General features: G+C 34.5%; 15 protein-coding genes, 1 tRNA gene and 1 pseudogene. 8 read left to right on the top strand and 9 right to left on the bottom strand.

Annotated features, from left to right (window positions below; all coding sequences use genetic code 11):
• Position 1: 1 nt before the first annotated feature.
• The 8 genes and pseudogenes from P163_RS08235 (at position 2) to P163_RS08195 (ending at position 13,781) form a co-directional block, all read left to right on the top strand.
• Complete coding sequence (locus P163_RS08235; protein WP_034889486.1) at positions 2–1,099, top strand: hypothetical protein; 1,098 nt, start codon at positions 2–4, stop codon at positions 1,097–1,099.
• Between the two features lie 1,120 nt (positions 1,100–2,219).
• Positions 2,220–2,670: pseudogene (locus tag P163_RS08225) on the top strand (JAB domain-containing protein).
• Between the two features lie 579 nt (positions 2,671–3,249).
• Positions 3,250–3,777 (top strand): BfmA/BtgA family mobilization protein, encoded by a 528-nt coding sequence (locus tag P163_RS17835; RefSeq protein ID WP_051931184.1) that lies wholly within the window; start codon positions 3,250–3,252, stop codon positions 3,775–3,777.
• Positions 3,778–4,803, top strand: coding sequence for a MobB family relaxase (mobB, locus tag P163_RS08215; protein WP_034889480.1), 1,026 nt, complete (start codon positions 3,778–3,780; stop codon positions 4,801–4,803).
• Between the two features lie 79 nt (positions 4,804–4,882).
• A complete protein-coding gene (locus tag P163_RS08210) occupies positions 4,883–5,563 on the top strand; it encodes a hypothetical protein (RefSeq protein WP_034889477.1) in 681 nt (226 codons plus the stop codon).
• Positions 5,564–6,092: 529 nt separating this feature from the next.
• A complete protein-coding gene (locus P163_RS08205; RefSeq protein WP_034889475.1) occupies positions 6,093–12,545 on the top strand; it encodes an ATP-binding protein in 6,453 nt (2,150 codons plus the stop codon).
• The gene (locus P163_RS08200) at positions 12,499–13,194 is read left to right on the top strand and encodes a hypothetical protein (RefSeq protein ID WP_034889472.1); all 696 of its coding nucleotides are present in this window, start codon (positions 12,499–12,501) and stop codon (positions 13,192–13,194) included. The genes P163_RS08205 and P163_RS08200 overlap by 47 nt, the downstream gene beginning before the upstream one ends.
• A 188-nt stretch (positions 13,195–13,382) precedes the next feature.
• Positions 13,383–13,781 (top strand): hypothetical protein, encoded by a 399-nt coding sequence (locus P163_RS08195; RefSeq protein ID WP_156100671.1) that lies wholly within the window; start codon positions 13,383–13,385, stop codon positions 13,779–13,781.
• A 143-nt stretch (positions 13,782–13,924) separates the two neighbouring features.
• On the opposite strand, the gene P163_RS08190 is transcribed toward P163_RS08195, so the two are convergent.
• The 9 genes from P163_RS08190 to P163_RS08150 form a co-directional block, all read right to left on the bottom strand.
• Positions 13,925–15,157 carry a site-specific integrase gene (locus P163_RS08190; RefSeq protein WP_034889466.1) on the bottom strand — a complete coding sequence of 411 codons (1,233 nt, stop codon included), beginning with the start codon at positions 15,155–15,157 and terminating at the stop codon, positions 13,925–13,927.
• Between the two features lie 224 nt (positions 15,158–15,381).
• Positions 15,382–15,455: transfer RNA gene (locus P163_RS08185), tRNA-Arg, on the bottom strand.
• A gap of 66 nt (positions 15,456–15,521) precedes the next feature.
• On the bottom strand, positions 15,522–15,971 hold the full coding sequence (locus tag P163_RS08180) for a GatB/YqeY domain-containing protein (protein WP_034889463.1): 450 nt from the start codon (positions 15,969–15,971) through the stop codon (positions 15,522–15,524).
• A gap of 90 nt (positions 15,972–16,061) precedes the next feature.
• The gene (ftsZ, locus tag P163_RS08175; protein WP_034889460.1) at positions 16,062–18,089 is read right to left on the bottom strand and encodes a cell division protein FtsZ; all 2,028 of its coding nucleotides are present in this window, start codon (positions 18,087–18,089) and stop codon (positions 16,062–16,064) included.
• Between the two features lie 29 nt (positions 18,090–18,118).
• Positions 18,119–19,495 carry a cell division protein FtsA gene (gene ftsA / locus P163_RS08170; RefSeq protein WP_034889457.1) on the bottom strand — a complete coding sequence of 459 codons (1,377 nt, stop codon included), beginning with the start codon at positions 19,493–19,495 and terminating at the stop codon, positions 18,119–18,121.
• Between the two features lie 3 nt (positions 19,496–19,498).
• A complete protein-coding gene (locus P163_RS08165) occupies positions 19,499–20,215 on the bottom strand; it encodes a cell division protein FtsQ/DivIB (RefSeq protein ID WP_034889454.1) in 717 nt (238 codons plus the stop codon).
• On the bottom strand, positions 20,212–21,561 hold the full coding sequence (gene murC, locus P163_RS08160; RefSeq protein WP_034889450.1) for a UDP-N-acetylmuramate--L-alanine ligase: 1,350 nt from the start codon (positions 21,559–21,561) through the stop codon (positions 20,212–20,214). Before murC ends, P163_RS08165 begins: the two co-directional genes overlap by 4 nt.
• A gap of 32 nt (positions 21,562–21,593) precedes the next feature.
• A complete protein-coding gene (murG, locus tag P163_RS08155; protein ID WP_034889447.1) occupies positions 21,594–22,691 on the bottom strand; it encodes an undecaprenyldiphospho-muramoylpentapeptide beta-N-acetylglucosaminyltransferase in 1,098 nt (365 codons plus the stop codon).
• Complete coding sequence (locus P163_RS08150; RefSeq protein ID WP_034889444.1) at positions 22,688–23,887, bottom strand: FtsW/RodA/SpoVE family cell cycle protein; 1,200 nt, start codon at positions 23,885–23,887, stop codon at positions 22,688–22,690. Before P163_RS08150 ends, murG begins: the two co-directional genes overlap by 4 nt.
• Between the last annotated feature and the right edge of the window lie 18 nt (positions 23,888–23,905).

Raw genomic sequence — 23,905 nt, 5'->3', positions numbered from 1 at the left:
GATGGCAAAAGATATGATAAAATTAACTCGAAAGATCCAACTCCTTATCGACCTGCCTACAAGCGAAGAACGAAAGGAGGCGATGGATAAACTCTATCTCTGGCGTAACCGTTGTTATCGGGCAGCCAACCTAATTGTTTCTCATTTGTACGTTCAGGAGATGGTAGAAGACTTCTTTTATTTAACCGAAGAAATCAAGTATAAACTAGTAGATCAAAAAAAAGATGAACAGGGAATTCTAAACCGCTCCCGGATCAATTGCACCTATAGAATGATTTCCGATCGCTTTAAGGGGGAAATTCCTACTAACATTCTAACCAACCTGAATAGTACCATCCTGAGTTCTTTTAAGAAAAACAGACAGGAATACTGGTGCGGGGAACGTTCTATAAATAACTTTAGGAGAGATATGGCATTTCCCTTTGATATGGAAGGAGTATGCGGATTAAAATACAATTCCCAAAAGAATGCTTTTTGCTTTCGGTTCTTTTCCATTCCTATGAAAACCTATTTAGGAAAAGATTATTATGACAAGAGAAAACTGATGCAGCGGGTTGCAAATGGAGAAACCAAAATACGAACTTCTCATATCAAATTAAAAGATGGAAAAATCTTTATGCTTGCAGTGTTCGAATTTCAAAAAGAAGAACACATCCTTAAACCAGAAGTGATCGCCGAAGCCTCGTTGTCCCTTGAATATCCAATTGCCGTGAAAATTGGCAGTGCTAAACTCACTATAGGAACAAAGGAAGAATTCCTCTACCGAAGGCTGGCTATACAAGCTGCCCAAAAAAGAACCCGAGAAGGAGTTACCTATTCCAAATCGGGAAAAGGTCGTATAAGAAAGACCAAAGCTTTAGCAAGATTTTGTGATACAGAACGGAATTATGTTCATAATAGACTGCATGTTTATAGCAGAAAGCTAATCGACTTCTGTATAAAACATAAGGCAGGAACTCTTATTTTATTGAATCAACAAGAAAAATTAGAAATAGCTAAAGAGGAAGCATTTGTACTTAGGAACTGGAGTTATTATGATCTCATGACCAAGATAAAATACAAAGCAGAAAAAGCCGGTTTAGAACTTATCATAGATTAAGAATTAATTATCGAGGGTGCTTGTACACCCGTAAGGTGAGGTGAATTGCACACTCACTAAATGCGCTTAGCATATACAACGCGTGAGTGAAACTTATAATTAATATTTCCAAAAACCGATAACGGTAAAACCGTATTGTAGAGTGATTAAATATAATTTAAAGATCATACTACATTTTAAATGGAGTGAAATGAATCCATGCATACATATAATTCATCTATTTTCTTTAGAGAAAGTTTTTATGGAGATATTGTAAAGACTCCCATTCAATAGCAATAATAAGTAACCGTTCAGCACATTCCCGCTTCATTATGCAAAAGCTTCATTCCGGGAAAAGCGCTTCTCTAAAAAGATCTTGAACACCAACAAAAATTTCGATCTCCCTTACGCTAATCCGAAGAAAATATCGGAACGCTTCATTCCAATTCAAAGATTTTTAATGGAGTTCGCCTAATTCAGATCCAAATCTTGATTTTGTTATGAACGGATGGGATTTGAATATAGAGAATTCATAAAATAAATAATTAGAGGATGGATCTAAATTAAATTCAACTTACCATCACACGGCATTCCTGTAAATATGGACATCTTTATCATATTCTGATTTTAGCAAGATTTATATTTATTTATCATTTCCCTTCCTGTGCTTCTACTCCACCGCAACTTATCCTTTTTTCTATATGCAAAATACCAGGATATAGAAGTTAGCCGGGCTGCATAAGCCGGTCGGCTACGCCCTCCCTTTTATAAGCCCTCTCTAATTCTATATCCTGAATCTGTATCTGCATCAAAAAAGGAAATAGCATACGGCTCTGTAAGAAGTAAATCAATTAAGAATATCATGAGATCAATACATAGATACATATCCTCAATCAGAACAAAAGATCAAAAAAGGAAAGCTCCGGATATAAAAAGTAATTCAATTATTAATCAGGTCTGTCAAACGACCATAACACTTAACATTATGAGTATGATCAAAAACAAAGTTCAGCTAATGGGGGATTTAGGAAATACTCCCGAAATCAAAAATCTTGCTAATGCCTAACACCTAAAAACAAAGAGGGCGCCCCGTTCAAAGTATCGCCCTCTTTTCATTATTAACCCTATAAAATGATTAATCATGAACACGAAAGTTAATGAAATTTCAATAAAATATCAGGGCAATTTCAAAATGAAAGATGCTCCTAAAATCAGCTCTTCCCTTAGTGCAAGTACGCTATTATTTAGCCGTTGGGATAAAGACCGTATAGGCTTGCAGGAATGTTTTAAGGGTGTTGCTTTTAAACAATTCCAATAAGGTAAAAGGGATTTTTGAAGTGTCCAATGGAGGAATTACCGGAACGCTGGTTGATGTTCGCATCTTATTTGCAGTGATCCTTAAATCCTTGACTACCGCGGTAATTTTAGTGCATAATCATCCATCAGGTAATCTTAAACCTAGTGAAGCCGATAAATGCCTGACCCAAAAAATTAAGGATGCAGGTAGCCTTTTAGATATAAAACTATTAGATCATTTGATACTTACCCCCGATGGCGATTATTTTTCCTTCGCAGATGAAGGAATACTTTAAACTTTTCTTGTCACCATTTTCATAGGTGGTCTCATTAGATCACCTTTTTTCATTTTCCAATTTTTCAGTTATCCGATACCTTAAATTTTGAACAAGTTATGGCTGCAAAACTTGAAAATCTGCCGTTTGAAATTTTTCAATTTCTAATAATTGTATGAATTGATGGTAATTAAGAACAAATGAAACCAGTTTTAATGATTTACTCATTTAAAACGAATAGGGATAATTCGTAATTTAAAAAGGCTTGATTTCTCCTGTTCGAAATAGGGTAATCTCATAATTTAAATTTGAGTGAGGAGCATCCAAAGCAATGAAAATAGGTTTTTGAAATCCTTTAAAAAGGCAGTTGGTTTTAACCAACGGGTATGAAAATTTTGTCCCGCCTGCGGGACGAAATCGAATAGCAAGAGGATAACACGCCAGGCGGTGTTATTCGATTTCTTTTCCTTTTAAAACCCCTGTTTTTGGGCGATTTATAGAGTAGTGAAACTCAAAAGTATCCACCCTACTGGATACCGCCCTTTGAAAAGACCTATAAAACAAGAAAGACTATAGCCAGTAATTATTAAAATAGTATCCATGACAACAAAATCCAGACTTCAGATACAATCAAAAACCGCAAATAGATTCCGGGAGTTTTCTAAGAAAAACAACAGCAATCAGTCACAAACTTTAGATCTGATTCTAGACTTTTTTGAGAAAAATAACCTGTCTCCTTTTGAGACTTTAGCCCCTTCAAAAGTGAGCCTGGAAACCCTAATCAAAAAAAGGATCGATGCTGTGATTGCTATTCTAAAAAATATTGAAAAGACCCAAACCAAACCTGGTTTTCTCATGTTGGAATTACTCATGGAGGGACGCTCCATTTCAAAACCCATATTAGTTGAAAAGAAAAAGATTTCCTCTTCCAACGGGAAAAGTCCGGAACAATTAGAATTGGAAATCACCCAACTCCAGAATGAATTAAAAGCAACCAAACAAGATCTGGAATACCTGCTACAAAATGTGGAGATAAAGGCGAACACGTTTGGGTCAGATTATCTAAAACTAAACATCTCTCCCACAGAATTTGAAAAGTTTAAAATAACTATAAAACGTAAATCATAAATGTATATCACAATCTCTGCTCAGAAACTAGGTGGCGCTTATTCACAAAGTGCAGGAGATTTTGTGAGCTATCTGGAAAAAGAAAATCAGGGAAAAAGCCTTATGGATAAGGAATACTTTTTTGATCAATACGAAGATAAAATCCATCCATATCAGGTAATCAAAGAGATCGATGAAAATACTTCCAAATTAAAACTCAAGGAACCTAAATATTATTCTATCACCATTAATCCAAGTAAATACGAATTAAAACACATTCATAACAATCCAGAAAAACTCCGGGAGTTTGTCCGGGAGGCCATGAAAGAGTATGCTGATTCTTTCAACAGAGAAATTAATGGGAAACCCATAGGCGTAGATGATATTAAATATTTCGCGAAAATTGAACAGGAACGAACTTATAAAAGTAATGATATAGCAATTCGGGAAAATAAACCCTACAGCAATCAAATAGCGCATCTAAAAAATGAAATGCGGAAAGTAGAGCGCGGAGAAATTTCCGGGAATATCCGTCAACTAGAAAATGATATCCAGAAGCTGGTCAGGGATGCTCCGTATAAATTTCAAGGACAGGTGATTGAACCGGGAATGAAAAAAGAAGGCTTGCAGAGCCATATCCATATTATCGTTAGCAGAAAAGACGCCTCTAATTCTTACAGTCTATCTCCAGGCAGCAAATACAAAGCTTCAGAAGTGGAAATGCACGGCAAAATTATAAAGCGAGGTTTTGAAAGGGATCGTTTCTTTCAGCATTCAGAAAAAGCATTTGATAAGATGTTTCAGTATAACCGCAATTATGTGGAAAGCTATACTGCTCGGAAAATGCTCAGCAAAGATCCAAAACAATATTTTTTAAGTTTAAGAAGTCTAGGGGTCAATGAGAAAAAGATCGCCTTTAAGATGATCCGGGAAACAGGATTGCAATTGCCAGTATTACATCTCCCTACCAGTACAGCTGGGATCGTTTTTAAACAACTAAAAAAAATAATTGAAGCGAGCATAAAAGCAAGTTCTATTGGCTATTAAAATCATCTGTTATGCTGTTTAATAGCTGTTTTCAAAGTAAGATCTATCCAAAGGGATATAAATTTTAAAATATTAAAAAGTGAGCGAAGTGAATTACATACTTCATCTAAATGCAGTCTTGCGTAAGTTTGCCCAGGACGATCGAATTACGTCTTCCCACCGAAGTCTTTATCTGGCCTTTTTTGAACTTTGGAACCAGAAACACTTTCCACAAACATTTATGGTAAACAGCAAGCAGGTAATGGGACTTGCAAAAGTACGTTCCAGAACAACCTATCTCAAACTGTTGCAAGATTTAAAAACTTGGGAATATCTACATTACCATTCTTCCAATAATCCTAAGATTGGTTCCTTCATAGAGATGTTCAGATTTGATACAACAGTTGTTCAAAAAATGGACAAGAGTTGTTCAATTTCTGAACAGGTACTTGTCCAAAAATTGGTTACTATTAATAAACATAAGAATAAACATACTATAAACTCTTTTAAACAAACATGTCCAAAAAATGAACAAGTGGTTTTAGCATATTTTAAATCTGAAAAAAGAAGCTCCTTGGAAGCAAAAAAATTCTTCAATTTTTATGAATCCATTGGCTGGAAATTAAATGGTAAAAATCCGATAATAGATTGGAAAGCCTGTGCCCGAAATTGGATGATTAAAGCTGATGAAATGAAAAATAACCAAAAGTTTAGTGAGCCATCCCAAAATAGGGACAACTTGCGTACTAGTAAGAATAAAAATTATGGGGAGCCATTGTAAATAGAATTACCTTTTAGAATCTATAGCTTTTAAAGTTTAATGGATTTAAATTCAAAAATTGCTAAAATTGAAATGAGCTGATAAATTAACAATAAGAGTAAAATTTAACTTCTACTCCGAACAAGGGAAGTTTTTACTAATATTTAGCCTTGTTTAAATCTGAAAACTAAAAAAATGAAAGCCGTCAATTATATTAGCCAGCTTTACGGAATATTACGAAATTTCGCTGATGACAAGAAGATCTCGTCCTCTCACCGTAGTGTATATCTTGCTTTTTCAAATTATGGAATCAGTAACATTTCCTAAGAACCATCAGGATGAACAGCAAATATTTGATCGGACTGGGTAAAATATTTTCTAAAACGACCTACAATAACTACTTCGAGAGGAAGAATCGAAGAGAAAATTTAGAAAATAGGAGCAAAAAAATTTTAATTAACTTAACCCAAATTTTAGAAGAAAAGTGTCCGTTTTGATACGGAACACCTGTCCGCTTTCAGCGAATTATGCACTTATCACATCAAAATAGATGAATAACAAAACCACTATACCGGATGCTGATCTATCCAATGCTGGAGATGATTACCATATATTATGGGCTATTCAAAAATCTTTAGATCTCTTGAATTTTAATGAACATGGTTTGAAAACGGTTCTAATAGAGGGAATTGAGGCTTCACTTTCTCGTAGAATTGATCCAAGTGGGGAGAAACTATTGGGAATAGATTTAATTGAATATTATTCTTCTGATAATTTCGAAAAAGCTAGCCGAGTAATTATATCCCAATTAAAATATAGTACTCGAAATGCCAATAAGAATCTTACTTTTTATAGTCTTTATAAAGGAAAAAAAGCTAAATCATCGCAAGGATCTATAATCCATAGGTTGGCTAATATCTACAAAGCATTTCGTCAAAATTATGAAAGAGACTTGGTTCAAAAAAAGATTAAGATAAAGTTAGTTAGTAATCGAAATTTCAATCCTGACCATTTAAGTGCTATTCAAGAAATACAAAAGGAATTACGGCTCATTGGAAAGAAAGTAAGCTTTAACCAATTTTTAAAAGAAAACAGAAAATATTTAGGGGCTTTTCAGAAATTAATGGAAGCTTCTGGTTTAAAGGTTACAGAATTTTCAGATTTTATAGAATTGCTAGATTTTGAAGACTGTGGATCAAACTCAAGAGATATATTAAGGAAAGAGTTAATTCAAGCTATAAGCAATACTAGTGTTGTATCTAGGAACCAATTTAATGGTTTAACAAGGCTTATTTTGGATAAAATGATGCCCGAATCTAAAGCTAATATCAGTATAACACTAACCGATGTCATTGCTACTCTGGGGTTTAATAATGGAAGTCTTGAGAATTTATTCCCTGTGCCGCAAAACTTTGAAAAGTTACCAAAAAGCGTCCCAAGAGAGCAATTAGGAGCGATACTTCAGATTATAGAAAAAAGTATGGATAACGCAGTGTGTATTCATGGTCCTGCAGGTATTGGAAAGTCTACAATATCAATGCAAATTAGAAATTCTATACCTGATTACTGTGAATGTATCACTTTTGATTGCTATGGAAATGGATCATATCTGGATCCCACAGACAGAAGACATTTACATAAGAATGCTTTGGTTCAATTATCCAATGAAATTGCAAAACGAATAGGTGTAAACTTTTTAGTCTTTAAAGAGGATTCAGAGGATGTTTACATTAAAGAATTTAAGAGAAGGGTTTTAGATGCGATAGAGATTCTAAAAAAAAGAAATGAGAATGCATATTTAGTACTAATCATTGATGCAGCCGACAATAGTATAACTGCCGCAAATAAACGAAACGAAACTTCCTTTATACATAATTTATTAGAAGAGCCATTTCCTCCTGAATTCAAATTAATAGTAACAACCAGGACTTATAGGATAGATTCGCTACTATTGCCTAAGAATCACTTGGATATTCTATTGCACCCCTTTACAGAGGAAGAAAGTGAACAACACTTAAAGCACTTTTTTCCTGAGAGTTCTACAAAAGAGGCGCTCGACTTTCATGACCTTACCCAAGGTATTCCAAGAGTTCAATCTTATTCAATTGATCTCAAAAAAGAAGGGGTTCAAGAAGTCATCAATTATCTGCGGCCGAATGGAAAAACTGTTGAAGATTTAATTGATGAAAGAATTTCGGAAGCAGTACACAAAATTGGCAATAATGGTTGGAAATTGGTAGATGATCTATTTATAAACTTAATAACATTGCCCCGTCCAGTTCCAGTGTCGTATTTGGCAGAGCTTTTAAAAACGGATGAAAATCTAATAAAAGATCTTGCCTCTGATATATGGCATGGATTGATTTTGTCAAACGAAAACCTTAGTTTTAGGGATGAGGATTTTGAGAATCATATTAGAAAGAAATACCGGGCCAATGACCATCAAATAGCAAAGATTGCGAATCTCTTTTTTTCAAAGGCAGATAAAGAAGATTATGCTTCTATTAATCTTGGGAGCATATTGTTTGAGGCACATCTCGGAAAGGAGCTAAAGGATATTGTATTAAATGAAAAACTAAGGAAATATCCCCTAGATCCTATAAGAAATAAAGAGGTTTATGTTGAGCGTGCTAAGTTAGCTATGAAGATGACGCACCGAGAGACAGATAATCTCACATTTTTTAAATTATTGTTTATTGCAGCGGAACAATCCAAAACGTACAAAGCCTTAAACGATTTATTAATAGGGAATCCTGATTTGGTCATACAATTTGGAGATGAAGCATCATTAACTAAGCTTAATGCCGTATCAAATAGAAAGACATGGGGTGGTTCTTTCCATCTAAAATTATCAGGAATATATTCAAGGGAGAAATCAACAATAGAAATATCTAAAAAACATCTGAAAACGGCCAATGAGTGGTTGAATTGGAGGCATAAAATCCAGGATGATGAAAACTTGGATAGATATCCTATTAGTAGTTTGGATATTGCATTTGAAACGGAAGCAATACTCAGATTAATAGGGCCATATAAGTCATATCAGTCGATTTCTAGATGGAAACCTAAAAGCGTGCGATATACCGCTGGGAATTACCTAGTGGACAATGTTTTGCTTCGCTCGTCAAAAGATCAGGTAAAAGAATGGTTAATAGATTTGAAACTCCCAAAATTAGTTCAAATTTTTTTGGTCAATAAATTGTTCAAGGCCAACTTTGATACGGATAGTTTTGATTTCAAACAAAATATAGAATACTTGTCCAAAGTCATTTCTGGCAAAAACAAATTTAACAGCTCACTTTACCTTCTTATTGTTGATTTCATTGAAATATTGGTTTTTCGAAATCTTTTCTCGAAAAAAGAAATTCTTGCGGTACTTAGTAAAATAGCATATCCTTTGCCAACCAGGGTGCCTCATTTTTCCAATAACAATTTTGATAAGTCCTCTGAATTGGAAATGCATTTGAGTCTTAAGGTAGAAACATTAATACAGTCAATCAACGATAAAGAAATGACTGTAGAGGATATTTATCCAAGGGAATTTATAGAAGCGGAAAAATCTAATGATCCAAAGAAGAGGAGAAGTCTTGATGACGAAAAAAGGGAATTTAAAAGGTTCTTTAAACATGCTGTGCCTATTTACAAATTAAGGGCTGATGTGTTCACCTCAAGGTTAAATGAAAAAGATTTTACTTCCAAATTTAAACTTGTTTGTAAAAATATTAAAGACGATTGGGATTTAAGATATTATTCCCATTGGGCAAATGATCAACTCAACTTTTTGGCTTCCATAGCTGTTGAAATTTTAATGTTAAACAAGTTTTCCGATAATCAAATTGACTTGATATTGGATTCATTCTCCAACAAAAATTCGAATCGCATCTCGATTAGATTGACAGCTTTGGAGAAATTAATTAATCGAAGGGATGAACATGCTTTATGTCTTAAGCTGCTTAATGAAATAGATAATTTTATTATCGAGAGTAAGATGTCTGCTTTCGAAACCACTGAACTATATATCAAGTGTTCAATAAAGGGTTCCAAAATTGATCGGGAAACTGGAAAATATTATTTTGATAAAGCTATTGAAGCTGTCTCTGATGTGGACTATGAAGCGTTTTATCAGATTAGATGTGTTTCAGAACTAAGTGAAATGGGGATTACTCAAAGTAATCCACAAATGTCCTACAGATTAGCGCAATTTTTGGAATATGCGGATGAAAAGCTTAGCTATTATGATAAAAAACATTTTCCCTATGGAGAAGGAATAAAAGGTATTTTCAATCTGGATTCTGCCTCAGTTTTTTCAACTGTTTGCCGTTGGCACCATCGAGATGTCATAAGCTTAAATAAATATATTCCTATTTTATTAAAAGCAACATTAGAAAACAATATCATAAACCATAAGATTGCCAGTTCACTACTTCCTTTAAATAGTCATTATTACCATGAAGATATAATGGAATTGTATAAGACCGCAGTTTCAAAATTCAATTCAAATGGAGATTCTGAAAACCTAAAGTATTTTGTCAAAATAGTCTCAAGAGATTTATTATTAGAGCAAAATTTGGAACACATAAAAGCATTGTATTCAGAATTAAATAATTGTAAAATTATTGCCAAAGAGCATCTAAGCCAATTAAAAGAATTTATTGAGTTCAGAACATTTAGTAAGGGGAAAAATGAGTCCAAATACATTAACAATTTTTCTAAAAAGGATTACGCCCATGAGATCAACTTGGACAACATTGATTTAAGTTCCTCAAAAGACCTTGAAGTAGCTATAAGGAATATTATAGGCAGTGATGATGACTATCAACAGAGGTGGGAAATAGAAAACTTTCTTTCGGATATTAAAACAAATTGTATCCCACAAGGATACGTCGGACATTTAAATGCCCTGGTTGATATTTCGAATGAACTGTTGAACTATTATTCTTTAGAAAGAGCACTTGAAGAAAGATTAAAGGAATGGAGTATCCACCCCGGAGTTAGAAAATGGAGTCAAGAAAAGTTCAAATATGTTCTAAATAAATGGTTTAGTAAATTAAATGAAGATGACTACCTTTTTTTATCTCATGTCAGAAGTTTATCAAGGATTTTCTCGGTTTCTGATGATGTTTTGTTCGATGCTCTAGTCCATGTTATTCCGGATAAAATAGAGCAACTTACAGATGAGTCACTCTATGGATTGAGTTTGATGATAAATAATCGCCTAACTATCGATGAAAATGAAAGTCTAATTTTTTGGGCTTTAGAAAGATGGACATCTAAAATTGAAAAAGAGGCTGGCGATGGTTTATGGTTTGATAACCTTATTCCCCCCTCTAATCCTGAACAAATTGTATGCGATGTATTAAGATTCATACTTGGTCATCCCGACAAAAGATTAAGATGGAGAGCTGTGCATTGTATACGAAGACTTGTGAATTTTGGAGAAATAGGTATAATAAAAAAGCTCTTTGAGTTCCAAAATCATAAGGATTGTTTCCCTTTTCAGGACAAGAAATATATGTTTTATTGGATGTCAGCCAAACTTTACTTGTGGATTGCGATTGAAAGAACCAGCCAAGAATCTCCTTCAAAATTAATTGTGTTAAAGGATGAAATATACCAAGAGCTTTTAAACCAAAACTTACCACATGCTCTAATAAAATTCTTCATTAAAAAAGTCTGTATTAACCTATATGAGTACGACACTTCAATCTACACCCTAGAAGAAAAAACAAATATTGATAACTCTTTGGTAAGTGGGTTGGAGACGATTCAAAACAACTACGGAGAAAATGCCGAATTAAATTCAAAAATTTCATTTTCTAGTGAAAGGAGTTTTCGTTTTGATTCTATGGATACGATCCCTTATTGGTATAGTGGGGCCGCTCGACCTTTTAACCTTTTAGAGAGTGATATCGCCAATATTGCTGATTATTTCATAACCTACAAATGGGGCTATACAGGTAACCCTAATAAAGACGATTATATAAGAAATCAAATGAGTGATAGGGATTACCATTTGATGAGTAAAAGACAGGGAAGTGACCCTGTTGTTGAGGATTTGGAAACTTATTTTGAATATCATGCTATGTTTTGTGCGGTAAATCAGTTATTGGAATTTCAGCCAACCGTGGAACCTGAATATCAAGACCAATGGGGCACTTGGGATTATTGGATAAAATCTAAAGCAAACACCTGGGAAAATTATTGGCTATCTGATGCTGCGGATACTGTTCCATTAGAAGATAAATATTGGAACAATGAGTTTGAAAAATTTGACGAAAATTGGAGAAGAATAATAGAAGATGAAAAATATGATACTGAAGTGGGGTTCGATCATTTTTTTGATAATAATCAGATCATGGCATTTTCATCCGTACGTCGGAATTTTGGGGAGAATTATGAATCTATATCTATTCGGTCGGCTTTGGTTTCTAGTAAGGGTTCAGAAGCCTTGTTAAGAGCGTTTCAGTCATCTAAAGATTCCCATGACTACGCAATACCTTTTGAAAAAGATGAATACAATTTTGAAATTGATGTAAATGGTTTTCAATATATTGGATGGTTAAGTAATCCATCCTCAGATTATGAAGGATTGGACGTTAAGGATCCCTTTAAGAAAGATATTGGAAGAGATTATATCTGTTTTGGAAAACAAGTTGAAAGCATATTTGATATTTCATACAGTGAATACCATAAAGAAGCATACTTTGAAGGTAAGGTGGTTTCAGAATACAGGCAATGGAACGAAACTACGGAATATAAATATCACGATAAAGTTGAAAGCAGCGGTGTAATTTTCAAAGTTAATATTCATTTTATTTTAAATTTTTTAAAGCAGATGAATATGTGCTTGATCCTTGAATGTGAGATTGAAAGACAGCTAAGTAAAAAAGTGTATGGTTTAGAAAAACGAGACTTAGGATTAGCGAACAATACAAAAATTTATCTTATACGACCAGATGGAAAAGTTAAAACACTCAGAGGACGCAATTTTAAAATTGGGTGAAAAAATAATTAAAGAATTAGAGCTAGAGCATACAGGGAATACATTAGTCAGATGGATGATTCACTATATATCTGAGCTAATTGAAAAGACAGATAGGACCCCACCAGGAAAAAGAAAAGAACAATTGCGAAAAGAATGCTGTGAAACAATATTAGAACTATGGCAAAATAGAGAATTTCTTCCAATGAAGAAGCCTTTACAAAATGTAAATCCAGTACTAGAAATTTTGGAAGTATTCAAAGAACAGGATTTTTCAATTTCTCCTCGTTGGCTTGAATATAGAGCACTTCCACGTAATAATAAATGGGCTGGTTTTGTAGATCTGGTCAAAAATAATTCTGAGAAAATTTTCAATCAATGCATGAATGCCAATTTTAATGAAGAAATTATATTCCAAGAGAAAGAATGGTACAATGAATATGGTGAGTTTCTTTCCAAAGAAGAAAAGAAAATAATTAGCCATCTGGACATGATGATACAATTGAAGAAGACCAGTTCTATAGATACCAATGCTATTGAAAAGAGTTCTAAAAAGGAAAAATTTAATTTTATTTTCAATGAACTTGAAAGTCTAATTGATGAACAAAAGAATGAGTTGATGAATTTAAAGAAATCAATTTCCGAATCTTTGCAGAACGATAAGGAATAGACTATAATTCTATGAAAAGATTTATCAATTTATCACCTGAGGATTCAATGGATGTTATTTATAAAAATACATAACCATTAAAAAACGATGCCAGGACAACTTACCACAAATTACTTCGGGAGCTAACCAACTGGGGATATCTTCAATAACATCCCTCCACTAGTCCCCAAATGGGATCACTCGTGGAGATGTTCAAATTTGATACTCACCCTGATCAAAAAATTGATAGGACTTATCCAATTTCTGAACAGGCACCTGTCCAAAAATTGGTATTTATTATTAAACATAAGAGTAAACATATTATAAACTCTTTTAAACAAACATGTCCAAAAAATGAACAAGTGGTTATAGCATATTTTAAATCTGAAAAAAGAAGCACTATAGAGGCTAAAAAATTCTTCAATTTTTATGAATCCATTGGCTGGAAACTAAACGGTAAAAATCCGATAACAGATTGGAAAGCCTGTGCCCGAAATTGGATGATTAAAGCTGATGAAATGAAAAATTACCAAAGGTCTAGTGAGCCGTCCCAAAATAGAGACAACTTGCGTACTAGTAGGAATAAAAATTATGGCGAACCGTTGTAATGAAGATTGTAAAAATCTGAAATTCTAACGCGATTGGAATTTTATTGCATATTGCGATACACGATATTTATAAATTTTATTGGAATTTCTTAATTCGCGAATCGCGAATTAAGAAATTCCAATAAATAAACTTTGAAATTAAATTATTCTTTTCTATCCCTAAGTTTTCTACTTAATTCAGACATATCCAGACTTAATTTATCTTCAAGTACTCGCGCATATATTTGGGTCGTTGCTATTTTCGTATGTCCTAAAAGTTTAGACACAGTCTCTATTGGAACACCATTAGAAAGGGTAATCGTAGTAGCAAATGTATGCCTGGCCATATGAAAGGTTAAATTCTTCTTGATATCACACAGATCAGCTACTTCTTTTAAATAAAGATTTACCTTAACATTGGTGATAACAGGTAAAAGACTTTGGGTTATTTCAGTCATAGGATGTCCGTCATACTTTTGAAGGATCTCTAAAGCTTTATCCAGTAAAGGGATTTTAACTTTCGTTTTAGTCTTGTTTCTTGAAGTGAATATCCATTTCTGCCCGTCCAAGCCAGTCCTGATATTATTATTATTTAGATCATTAATATCTGAAAAACTGATTCCTGTATAACAGCTAAAGACAAATAAATCTCTAACTCTATCCAAACGATCATTATAAAAATTAAAATCTTCGATTAATTTTAATTCATTGGGATTTAGAAAGTCTCTTTCCTTTTTTTCAAAAGTAGGTTTCCAACGTATAAACGGATCCTTCTCCACCCATTCCAAATGAAAAGCAAGGGTAGTTATTTTACGAAGTCTTTGTAAATGCTTCATCACTGTATTATGACTCATTGCATTCACATGACCTTTGGGCCAACAGGTAAAAAGAAAATTGGAAAAATCATTTATGAATTTATAATTGAGCTCATTCAAATAAACAGAATTTGTTTTTAGTTCTTCTCTCAAAAACCGAATGACGTATTTCTCGGTAACCTTGAAATTACGAATAGTACCATCGGTTAACGTTTTCTCAATCTTTTCTCTGTGATACTCGAAAATATCCAACAGAGATTTATCTTTAGGTCCTTCTCCTAAAAAATCCGCTTTTAAAAATTCAGGTGTTACTTTTTTATTCTGAAATCTTAAATCCTGATAATTTTGAAAAATTTTTGTTCGTGTTTCTGCAATTAGCTTATTTGATTCTCTTGCTTCCTTAGAATTACCATTTACACGTTGTGCGGAAGCATCCCATAGATCGAATGGAATTTTAGCTTTCAAACTAATATTTACTCTATGGCTATCAATTGAAATACGAACATAAAGGTTTGTTTGATTGTTTTTTACTCTGGAAGAATATACCCAGAATAAGATGGAAAATGTTTTTGAAGTGCGCATTAGTATCGTCTTAAATTATTACTCAGTAAAGACGAAAGTCAAATCACAAAAATTTTAGTCTCAGATTTTCAAAGTGTCAACATGTTGACAGAATTAAAATTATGTTGACGATTTGTGAGAAAATAAATATAATAAAAGATTCCCAAACAAAAGTCTAATAAAACATAAAACCCTGTAAATCATAGTATTTACAGGGTTTTGGTTTAATTTGAATTCTCTAAAAGTGACCCCGGCAGGATTCAAACCTGCAACCCTCAGAGCCGAAATCTGATGCGCTATTCAGTTGCGCCACGGAGCCTTTTCAATTAGAAATCATAAGATTTTATTAATGCTATAATTACTAATTGGTAATTTATTTAGATAGTTAGCTTAATTTCTGCTTTACGATCATAGAAATGGTTTTTCCATCTGCTTTTCCCGCAAGTTCTTGCGAAGCAGCACCCATAACTTTCCCCATATCTTTCATTCCTTCTGCACCGGTTTCAGCAATAATAGCATCCACTTTAGCTTCTACCTCTACAACACTTAGTTGTTCCGGTAAAAATTCTTCAATAACAGCTGCTTGGTCTAATTCTGGTTGCGCAAGATCTTCTCTGCCTTGTTCTTTATAGATTACGGCGCTGTCTTTACGTTGCTTAACTAGTTTCTGAAGCAATTTTAATTCTGCATCTTCCGTTATAGCTTCCTTAGATCCGCTTTCTGTCTGAGCTAACAAGATACCTCCCTTTATTGCTCGTAATGCTTCTAATTTAAGGCTGTCTTTAGCACGCATTGCGGCTTTCATCTCGGTCATTATACGCTCTTGTAAACTCATTTCTTTGATTTTAATTATGGGACGAAGATAAAAATAAAAACCCAAAATTCGGTAAGGGAATTTTGGGTTTTCTGCTGGGCAGATATGTTATTAGTCTACATTATCGTGCAAAAAAGAATTGTTACTTCTAAAGCGAAGTTCATCATTATCACCATTCCCTAAAGTGGTACGGGACAACTTTTCTTCTCCATGTCTGGAACTGTCTAGATCAACTCCTGCGCGTTTGTAAGCTGGTTGCTTTTCTATCTCATCTATTTGAGCAGCATTACTTCTAAACTTGTAATTGAACTCCTTCATTTTAGCTCTTCTCTCTGCTGCACGTTCTATTAAAGATTCAGAAATAGGATTATCAAAAGGGTCTAATTCATTACCTCTAGATGGATTTTGTGAAGGTTGCGGCGCTATGGTCTTCTTCTCAAAAACTACCTCTTCTTCTTCTACCATTTTAGGAGCCGGTTTGGATTTTTTAAGCATTTGCTCAACCTCCATATAGTCATCTAAGCTATATCTTTTTACTCCGGTAGCAGAACTTTCTGTAACAGGAATAATTTCTATAGGCTCATTAACTTCCATCTTTTTTGTATCCTCATTTAATGAATGTACAATTCTATTGTTCTGAGGTGTCTTGGGTGCTTGTGGTGACTGCGGATTTTCTTGTCTTCTATTTTCTGAAGATGGAGAAGATTGATTTCTCTCCGGAATTCTTTGTTCTTCTTTTCCATTATTTATTGGAAAGTCGAAAGTGAACATAAATTGATCTTCATCTTTTGAAGTATCCCCCATAGTAGATTGAAAATCTTCATCTACTTCCTCTTCTTGAGAATCTGTAATTATAAAATCTTCTTCAGAATGATAATTAACTTCCTCGTACTCCACGTTCATAATTCTTGCACTAGGAGGAGTTCTAAGATCTTCTCTTACTTCCTTCTTCACCTCTTGCTTTACTTCCTGAATCTCGAAATCCTCTTCCTCATCTAGCGTATGTACTATTTTTGGAGCAATTACTTCTTTCTTTTCCTGTGCAAATCCATGTCCAGCATCAAATCTTTTCTGACCAAAGTTATGTTCAGCTCTTTGCTCGTCTTCTAGCGTATGAATTATCTTTTTAGTTTCTGTATTAACGATCTCATTTTGTTGCTCTACATTAAAACCAGTAGCAATAATAGTCACCGCAATAGCATCTTCCAGACTTTCATCCTCACCAACTCCCATAATGATGTTAGCGCTGTGTCCGGCTTCTGCCTGAATATGATCATTGATCTCTCCTATCTCATCGATAGTGATCTCTTCGCCACCAGAAACAATAAGCAGTAAAACGTTTTTGGCACCTTTAATTTTATTATCATTTAATAACGGAGAATCCAGCGCTTTGGTAATAGCATCATTTGCTCTACTAGCCCCAGCAGCTGTAGCAGATCCCATTATAGCAGTACCACTATTACTAAGTACGGTTTTAGCATCACGTAAATCGATGTTTTGAGTGTAGTGATGTGTAATTACCTCTGCAATACCACGAGATGCCGTTGCTAATACTTCATCAGCTTTAGAGAAACCGGCTTTAAAACCAAGATTTCCATAGACTTCTCTAAGCTTATTATTATTAATAACGATAAGAGAATCTACTTGCGCTCTTAGTTTTTCAACTCCTCTTTGAGCTTGTTCATTTCTCATTTTACCTTCAAACTGAAAAGGAATGGTTACAATACCTACGGTAAGTATATCCATTTCTTTGGCTTGCTTGGCTATAATTGGCGCAGCACCAGTTCCAGTACCTCCACCCATTCCGGCAGTGATAAATACCATTTTTGTATTGGTATCTAGCATGCGCTTAATCTCCTCAAAGCTCTCTATTGCGGCTTGCTCTCCTACATCTGGGTTTGCTCCAGCCCCTAATCCTTCTGTAAGGCTTACACCTAACTGAATTTTATTGGGAACCGTGCTGTTTTCCAAGGCCTGGGAATCTGTGTTACAAATAACAAAATCAACCCCTTTTATTCCTTGCATGAACATGTGATTGATCGCGTTACTTCCACCACCTCCAACACCAATAACCTTGATGACGTTCGATTGGTTTTTAGGTAAATCGAATGCGATATTTTCGAATTCTGTACTGCTCATAAATCCTATTTTACTGGTTCTATATATTCTTACTCTGCGTTATCTAAAAAATCTTTAAACTTCTCTGCCCACTTATCAAAAATACTTTTCTTCGCTGCTCTTGCACTGCTCTCCTGTATTTCCTCTTCTTCATAATCATCTTCTAAATCTGAATTTTCAGTCTTGAATTTTTCTGAAGTAGGCGTTAAGTCCTCATTTACTTTCTCTGGCTCGGTAAATCTTACCTGCTCCTGAAATTTGGCATTCTTTTGTTCTAAACTATTCAATACCAATCCCACTGCGGTTGCGTATAAGGGGCTAGTAGTTTCTTTATCACTATTTCCGGCTAAATGCTCATTGGGATATCCAATTCTAGTATCCATACCGGTAATATATTCTGCTAACTGCTTTAAATGTTTTAACTGTGCTCCTCCACCGGTAAGCACCATTCCTGCAATTAGTTTTTTCTTTTGCTCTTCATGACCATAATTCTTGATCTCTAAATACACCTGCTCAATGATCTCTACCACTCTGGCATGAATAATTTTAGAAAGATTCTTTAGAGTGATCTCTTTAGGTTCTCTTCCTCTTAATCCAGGAATAGAAACAATCTCATTATCTTTATTTTCTCCAGGCCAAGCAGATCCAAATTTGATCTTCAATAACTCTGCCTGTTTTTCTATTATAGAACAACCTTCCTTAATATCTTCGGTAATCACATTTCCTCCAAAAGGAATCACCGCCGTATGTCTAATAATACCATCTTTAAAAATGGCAAGATCTGTAGTTCCACCTCCTATATCTATAAGTGCAACTCCGGCTTCTTTTTCTTCCTGACTCAATACTGCATTTGCAGACGCCAAAGGCTCTAAGGTTACTGCAGAAAGCTCCAACCCGGCGCTTTTCACACATCTACCAATATTTCTGATAGAAGAAACCTGCCCAACTACTACATGAAAGTTAGCTTCTAATCTTCCACCATACATTCCTATAGGTTCCTTGATCTCTGCTTGCCCATCTACCTTAAATTCTTGAGGTAATACATGAATGATCTCTTCTCCGGGAAGCATCACCAATTTATGAACCTGATTACATAGCGTTGCTATATCACTAGAATCTATTACCTCATCTGGATTTGGACGTGTAATATAATCGCTGTGTTGTAAGCTTCTAATATGCTGGCCGGCAATTCCAACCACTACTTCTTTTATCTTTAATCCAGAATCTGCTTCTGCTTCCTGAATTGCCTGCTGAATAGATTGAATGGTTTGAGTAATATTATTTACAACCCCTCGATGAACTCCCATACTTTTGGATTTCCCAATCCCAATGATCTCCATCTTACCATATTCATTCTTACGCCCAATCATTGCCACAATCTTTGTGGTTCCTATATCCAGTCCTACTGCAATATCGTTCTCTTCCATAACTTATTTTTTAGTGCACACCACCTGATTTCCAAATTGAAGGTCCACCATTTTGTAAGTACTTAATTTATCATCTTTTAAAGCTTTCTTATAAAAAGCTTTGAAATTATTCATCTTTTCTTCTACCCTGTCTACAGACCCAAAGAAAAGACTAAAATCTATCCTTCTTAACTCTAATTTGTACAAACCGCCGTTCTCTCTGCTAATTTGTGTAACAAGTTCACTATAAAAAGGATCTTCACTTATATATTTTAACAGTGGATACACCTCTTCAATGCTATTATCACTAATGTCATTTAATATTGGTACCCTGGCAGAATAGTAAGAAGACAATGGCATCTTAGCTCCCAGCCTATCAATATAATATGTACTATTCCCAAGCACTCTACCTATAGGTCTTCTTTGTTGGATGTTCGTTTTTAGGGTCCCATCCAATGTTAAGAATACTTCAGCATTCTCGATCATAGGTTGACTATTTAAAACAGTCTCCACCTTATTCAAATCTAAAGTTTCTTTACCTTCCCCCGTAAGCGCTAACCTATTTTGTATTAACAATTTATTAACCGCTGTCTCAGTGATATACAAGTTCTCATTTTGAGTGAATTTCACCTCAACTTCCTTTAGTTTTCTTGTATTATTTCGCTTCTCTGCAAATCCGTACAAGAACACAACGAGTGCTAAAACCAATATTGCTTTTATGTAGTTAAAATTAATCTTCATTTTTTCAAAGATTTTTCAACTTCTAATATCGCTTCTCCAATATTACCTGCACCCATCATTACCACTACTTCACAATCTGTATTTTTGATCTCTTCCAAAAGTTCATCTTTAGAGATCATAGCTTTATTCCTATTCTCGATCTTTTCCAACAGCCATTTTGAAGTAATTCCCTCCATAGGCAACTCCCTCGCCGGATAAATATCCATTAATCTAACAGCATCAAATTTACTAAGACTATTAGCAAAATCCTCAGCAAAATCTCTAGTTCTGGAAAAAAGATGAGGCTGAAAAATAGCTAAGACTTTTTTCCCTGCATGCATTTCTCTAACTGCCTGATACACTGCAGCTATTTCTGATGGATGATGTGCATAATCATCAATTAGAACAAGCTCTTCCGTATTAATTCTATAGGTAAATCTTCGTCTAACCCCGTTAAAAGTATATAAAGCTCTGGATAACTCATTGGGTGGGGTTCCAAATTGAAGCGCCATTGCCAGAGCTGTTATAGCATTCTGCAAATTATGTTTGCCGGGTAGATTGCATTTTAAATCTTTTATAACTTGTGTTGGAGTATGCATATCAAAATGATATGCACCGTTCTCCACTTTAACATTAATAGCTCTATAATCTGAATCATCTTCTATACCAAGAGTGGTTCCTGTTAGAGGTAATCCATTTACAAAAAATAATTTTCCATCTTCTGGCACTAGAGCTGCAAACTCTAGAAAAGAGTTTGTAAGTTGCTCTGCATCTCCATAAATATCCAAATGATCTGCATCCATAGAGGTTATAGCCGCAATGTTTGGAGATAGGTTAAGAAAAGACCTATCAAACTCATCAGCTTCTACCACCATAACTTCATGACCGTTCAAAATAATATTACTCTGAATGTCTTCACTAATTCCACCTAAGAAAGCGGTAACTTTAGCACCTGTTTCTTTTAGTAAATGAGCTAAAATTGCTGTTGTAGTAGTCTTTCCATGAGTTCCTGCAACTGCTAGAGTAAATACACCCTTAGTGATCATCCCTAACACCACCGCTCTTTTCTTTATAAGATAATGTTCTTTGAGAAAATAATTATACTGCTCATGGTTTTTTGGAATTGCAGGAGTATATACAATTAAAGACCGTTTTACATCTTTAAACACTTCTGGAATGGTATCTAACTCATCTTCATAATTCACCTCTATTCCTTCTGCTTCCAACGTTCTTGTTAGCGCTGAAGAAGTTTTATCATAACCGGCAACTTTCTTACCTAACGAATTGAAATATCTCGCCAAAGCGCTCATTCCTATACCGCCGACCCCGATAAAATATAGATTTTGTATGTCTTTGAATTGATCCATGTATATATTTCTTTCAGCAATTTGCAAAAGAGCTATTTAATGATTTTTAATTTTTCAATTTCATTTACAATGGCAGATGTTGCTAAAGGCAGTGCCAATTGCTTTATATTTTCTGAAAACTCCATTCTTACTTCTTCTGAATCTAATAAGATGGATATTGTTTCTTCAAATCTTTTTGCTAGATCTTGTTCATCAAGAACCAAAGCTGCATTTTTATTAGCCACAGCCAATGCGTTTTTAGCCTGATGATTTTCGGCTACATTTGGAGATGGAATAAAAAGCACCGGTTTTCCAACCAGACACAATTCTGATACACTTCCCGCTCCAGCTCTAGAAATAATAATATCTGCGGCAGCGTAAGCCAGATCCATTCTATTTAGATAGGCATGGGTATGCACAAATTCTGAATCTAACTTTTTATATTCCTCATTATATAGTGAACCCGTTTGCCAGATGATCTGAAGATCTTTTTCTACTAACCAATCTTTAAACGCTTCCATTAATTGATTGATCCTTCTTGCCCCCAAACTACCTCCAAGAACAAGTAAGGTTTTTTTATTTTTTTGAAGACCGAAAAAATTTAAAGCCTCTTCTCTTTTAGTAGAAACATCTATAATATCTTGCCTAACAGGATTTCCTGTTTTCACTATTTTATCTAAAGGGAAGAATCGCTCTAGATTATCATAGGCGGTACAAATAACTGAAGCATCTTTGCCTAATAATTTATTGGTAATACCAGGATATGAGTTCTGCTCTTGTATTAGAGTTGGAATCTTCTTGATATTAGCCATTTTTAGTAAAGGTCCGCTGGCAAATCCACCAGTTCCAATTACTACATCTGGCTTAAATTTTTTTATAATTTTTCCAGCTTTCCATAAGCTGCTTATAAGCTTAAATGGAAAATCAAGATTCTTAAGTAATTGCTGCCTGTCAAGTCCGGAGATCCATAAACCTTCAATTCTATATCCGGCATCCGGTACTTTAACCATTTCCATTCTATCCTGTGCTCCTACAAATAAGATCTCTGCATTTGGGTGACGTCTTCGTATCTCATCTGCAATAGAAATTGCAGGATAAATATGTCCTCCTGTCCCTCCTCCAGATATTATAACTCTTAACTGATCTCTCATATCGCTTCGCTTAAAATATCTAACGGATTCTCTTCATCTATGCTATCTTCTGTCATTTTCTCCTCTTCACGCTTAGCGCTTACACTTAGTACTATTCCCAACGCCATACACGTCATCCAAATAGAAGAACCACCATTACTTATTAAAGGCAAGGTTTGCCCAGTAACCGGAAACAATTCTGTAGCAACTGCCATATTTACCAATGCCTGAAAAACTATAGGCAAACCTACTCCCATCACAACCAATTGCCCAAAAACAGAATTTGCTTTAGTGGCAACAATTACAATTCTAAACAACAGGAACAAATAAGCTAACATTACCAGAAAGCCTCCTATTAGGCCCATTTCTTCAACAATTATAGCATAGATAAAATCTGAAGAAGATTGCGGCAGAAAATTTCTTTGAACACTTTTTCCAATACCGGTTCCAGCAATACCGCCTCTAGCAATTGCTATTTTAGCTTTTTCTATCTGATAATCTGCATCTGTATCTTCATCACTCGCAAAATTCTCAATTCTGCTTGTCCATGTATCTATCCTATTTGGAAGAAGACCCGGAAATGCTTTTGCTGTAAGAATAAACAAACTGAACACTAAAATTCCTGCTCCAATAATAACCCCTATATATCTTAAAGGATATCCTCCTAGAAATACCAACATGAGCACCATTGTAAAAATAATTGCCGTAGTAGAAAAGTTAGCCGGAAGAATAAGCGCCAATACTAGAAACACCGGCATCCAAAGAGGTAAAATAGACTCCTTAAATGTAACGGTCTTGTCTTTTATTCTTGATAAATATCTGGCTACGTAAATCATTAACACTACAGATGCCATAGTAGATGTTTGAAATGTAACTCCCAGTACAGGTATTTGTATCCATCTACTAGCATAAGCACCATCTATGGTGGTTCCCTGAGCAATAGTATAAAGTAAGAGCAATATAATTACCGGTAACATTAAAATGGACAAGCCTTTAAAGTAATGATATGGAATCTTATGAATAGCAAACAATAAGCAAAAACCTAACAACAGATGAAAAAAATGAACAATTAGATAACTAAATGTACTCCCATCACCATACAAATAAGCAATATTACTACTTGCGCTATACACCGGAATAAATGAAAATATTGCCAACAGTCCGGTGATGGCCCAAATAACTTTATCTCCTTTAATATTTGAAAAGATGTTGTTCATTTTAATCTTTAAACCCGT

Origin of the sequence: Gillisia sp. Hel_I_29 (assembly GCF_000744275.1) — a bacterium.
Taxonomy (GTDB): Bacteria; Bacteroidota; Bacteroidia; order Flavobacteriales; family Flavobacteriaceae; genus Gillisia.
This window is presented reverse-complemented; position numbering and strand designations above follow the sequence as displayed.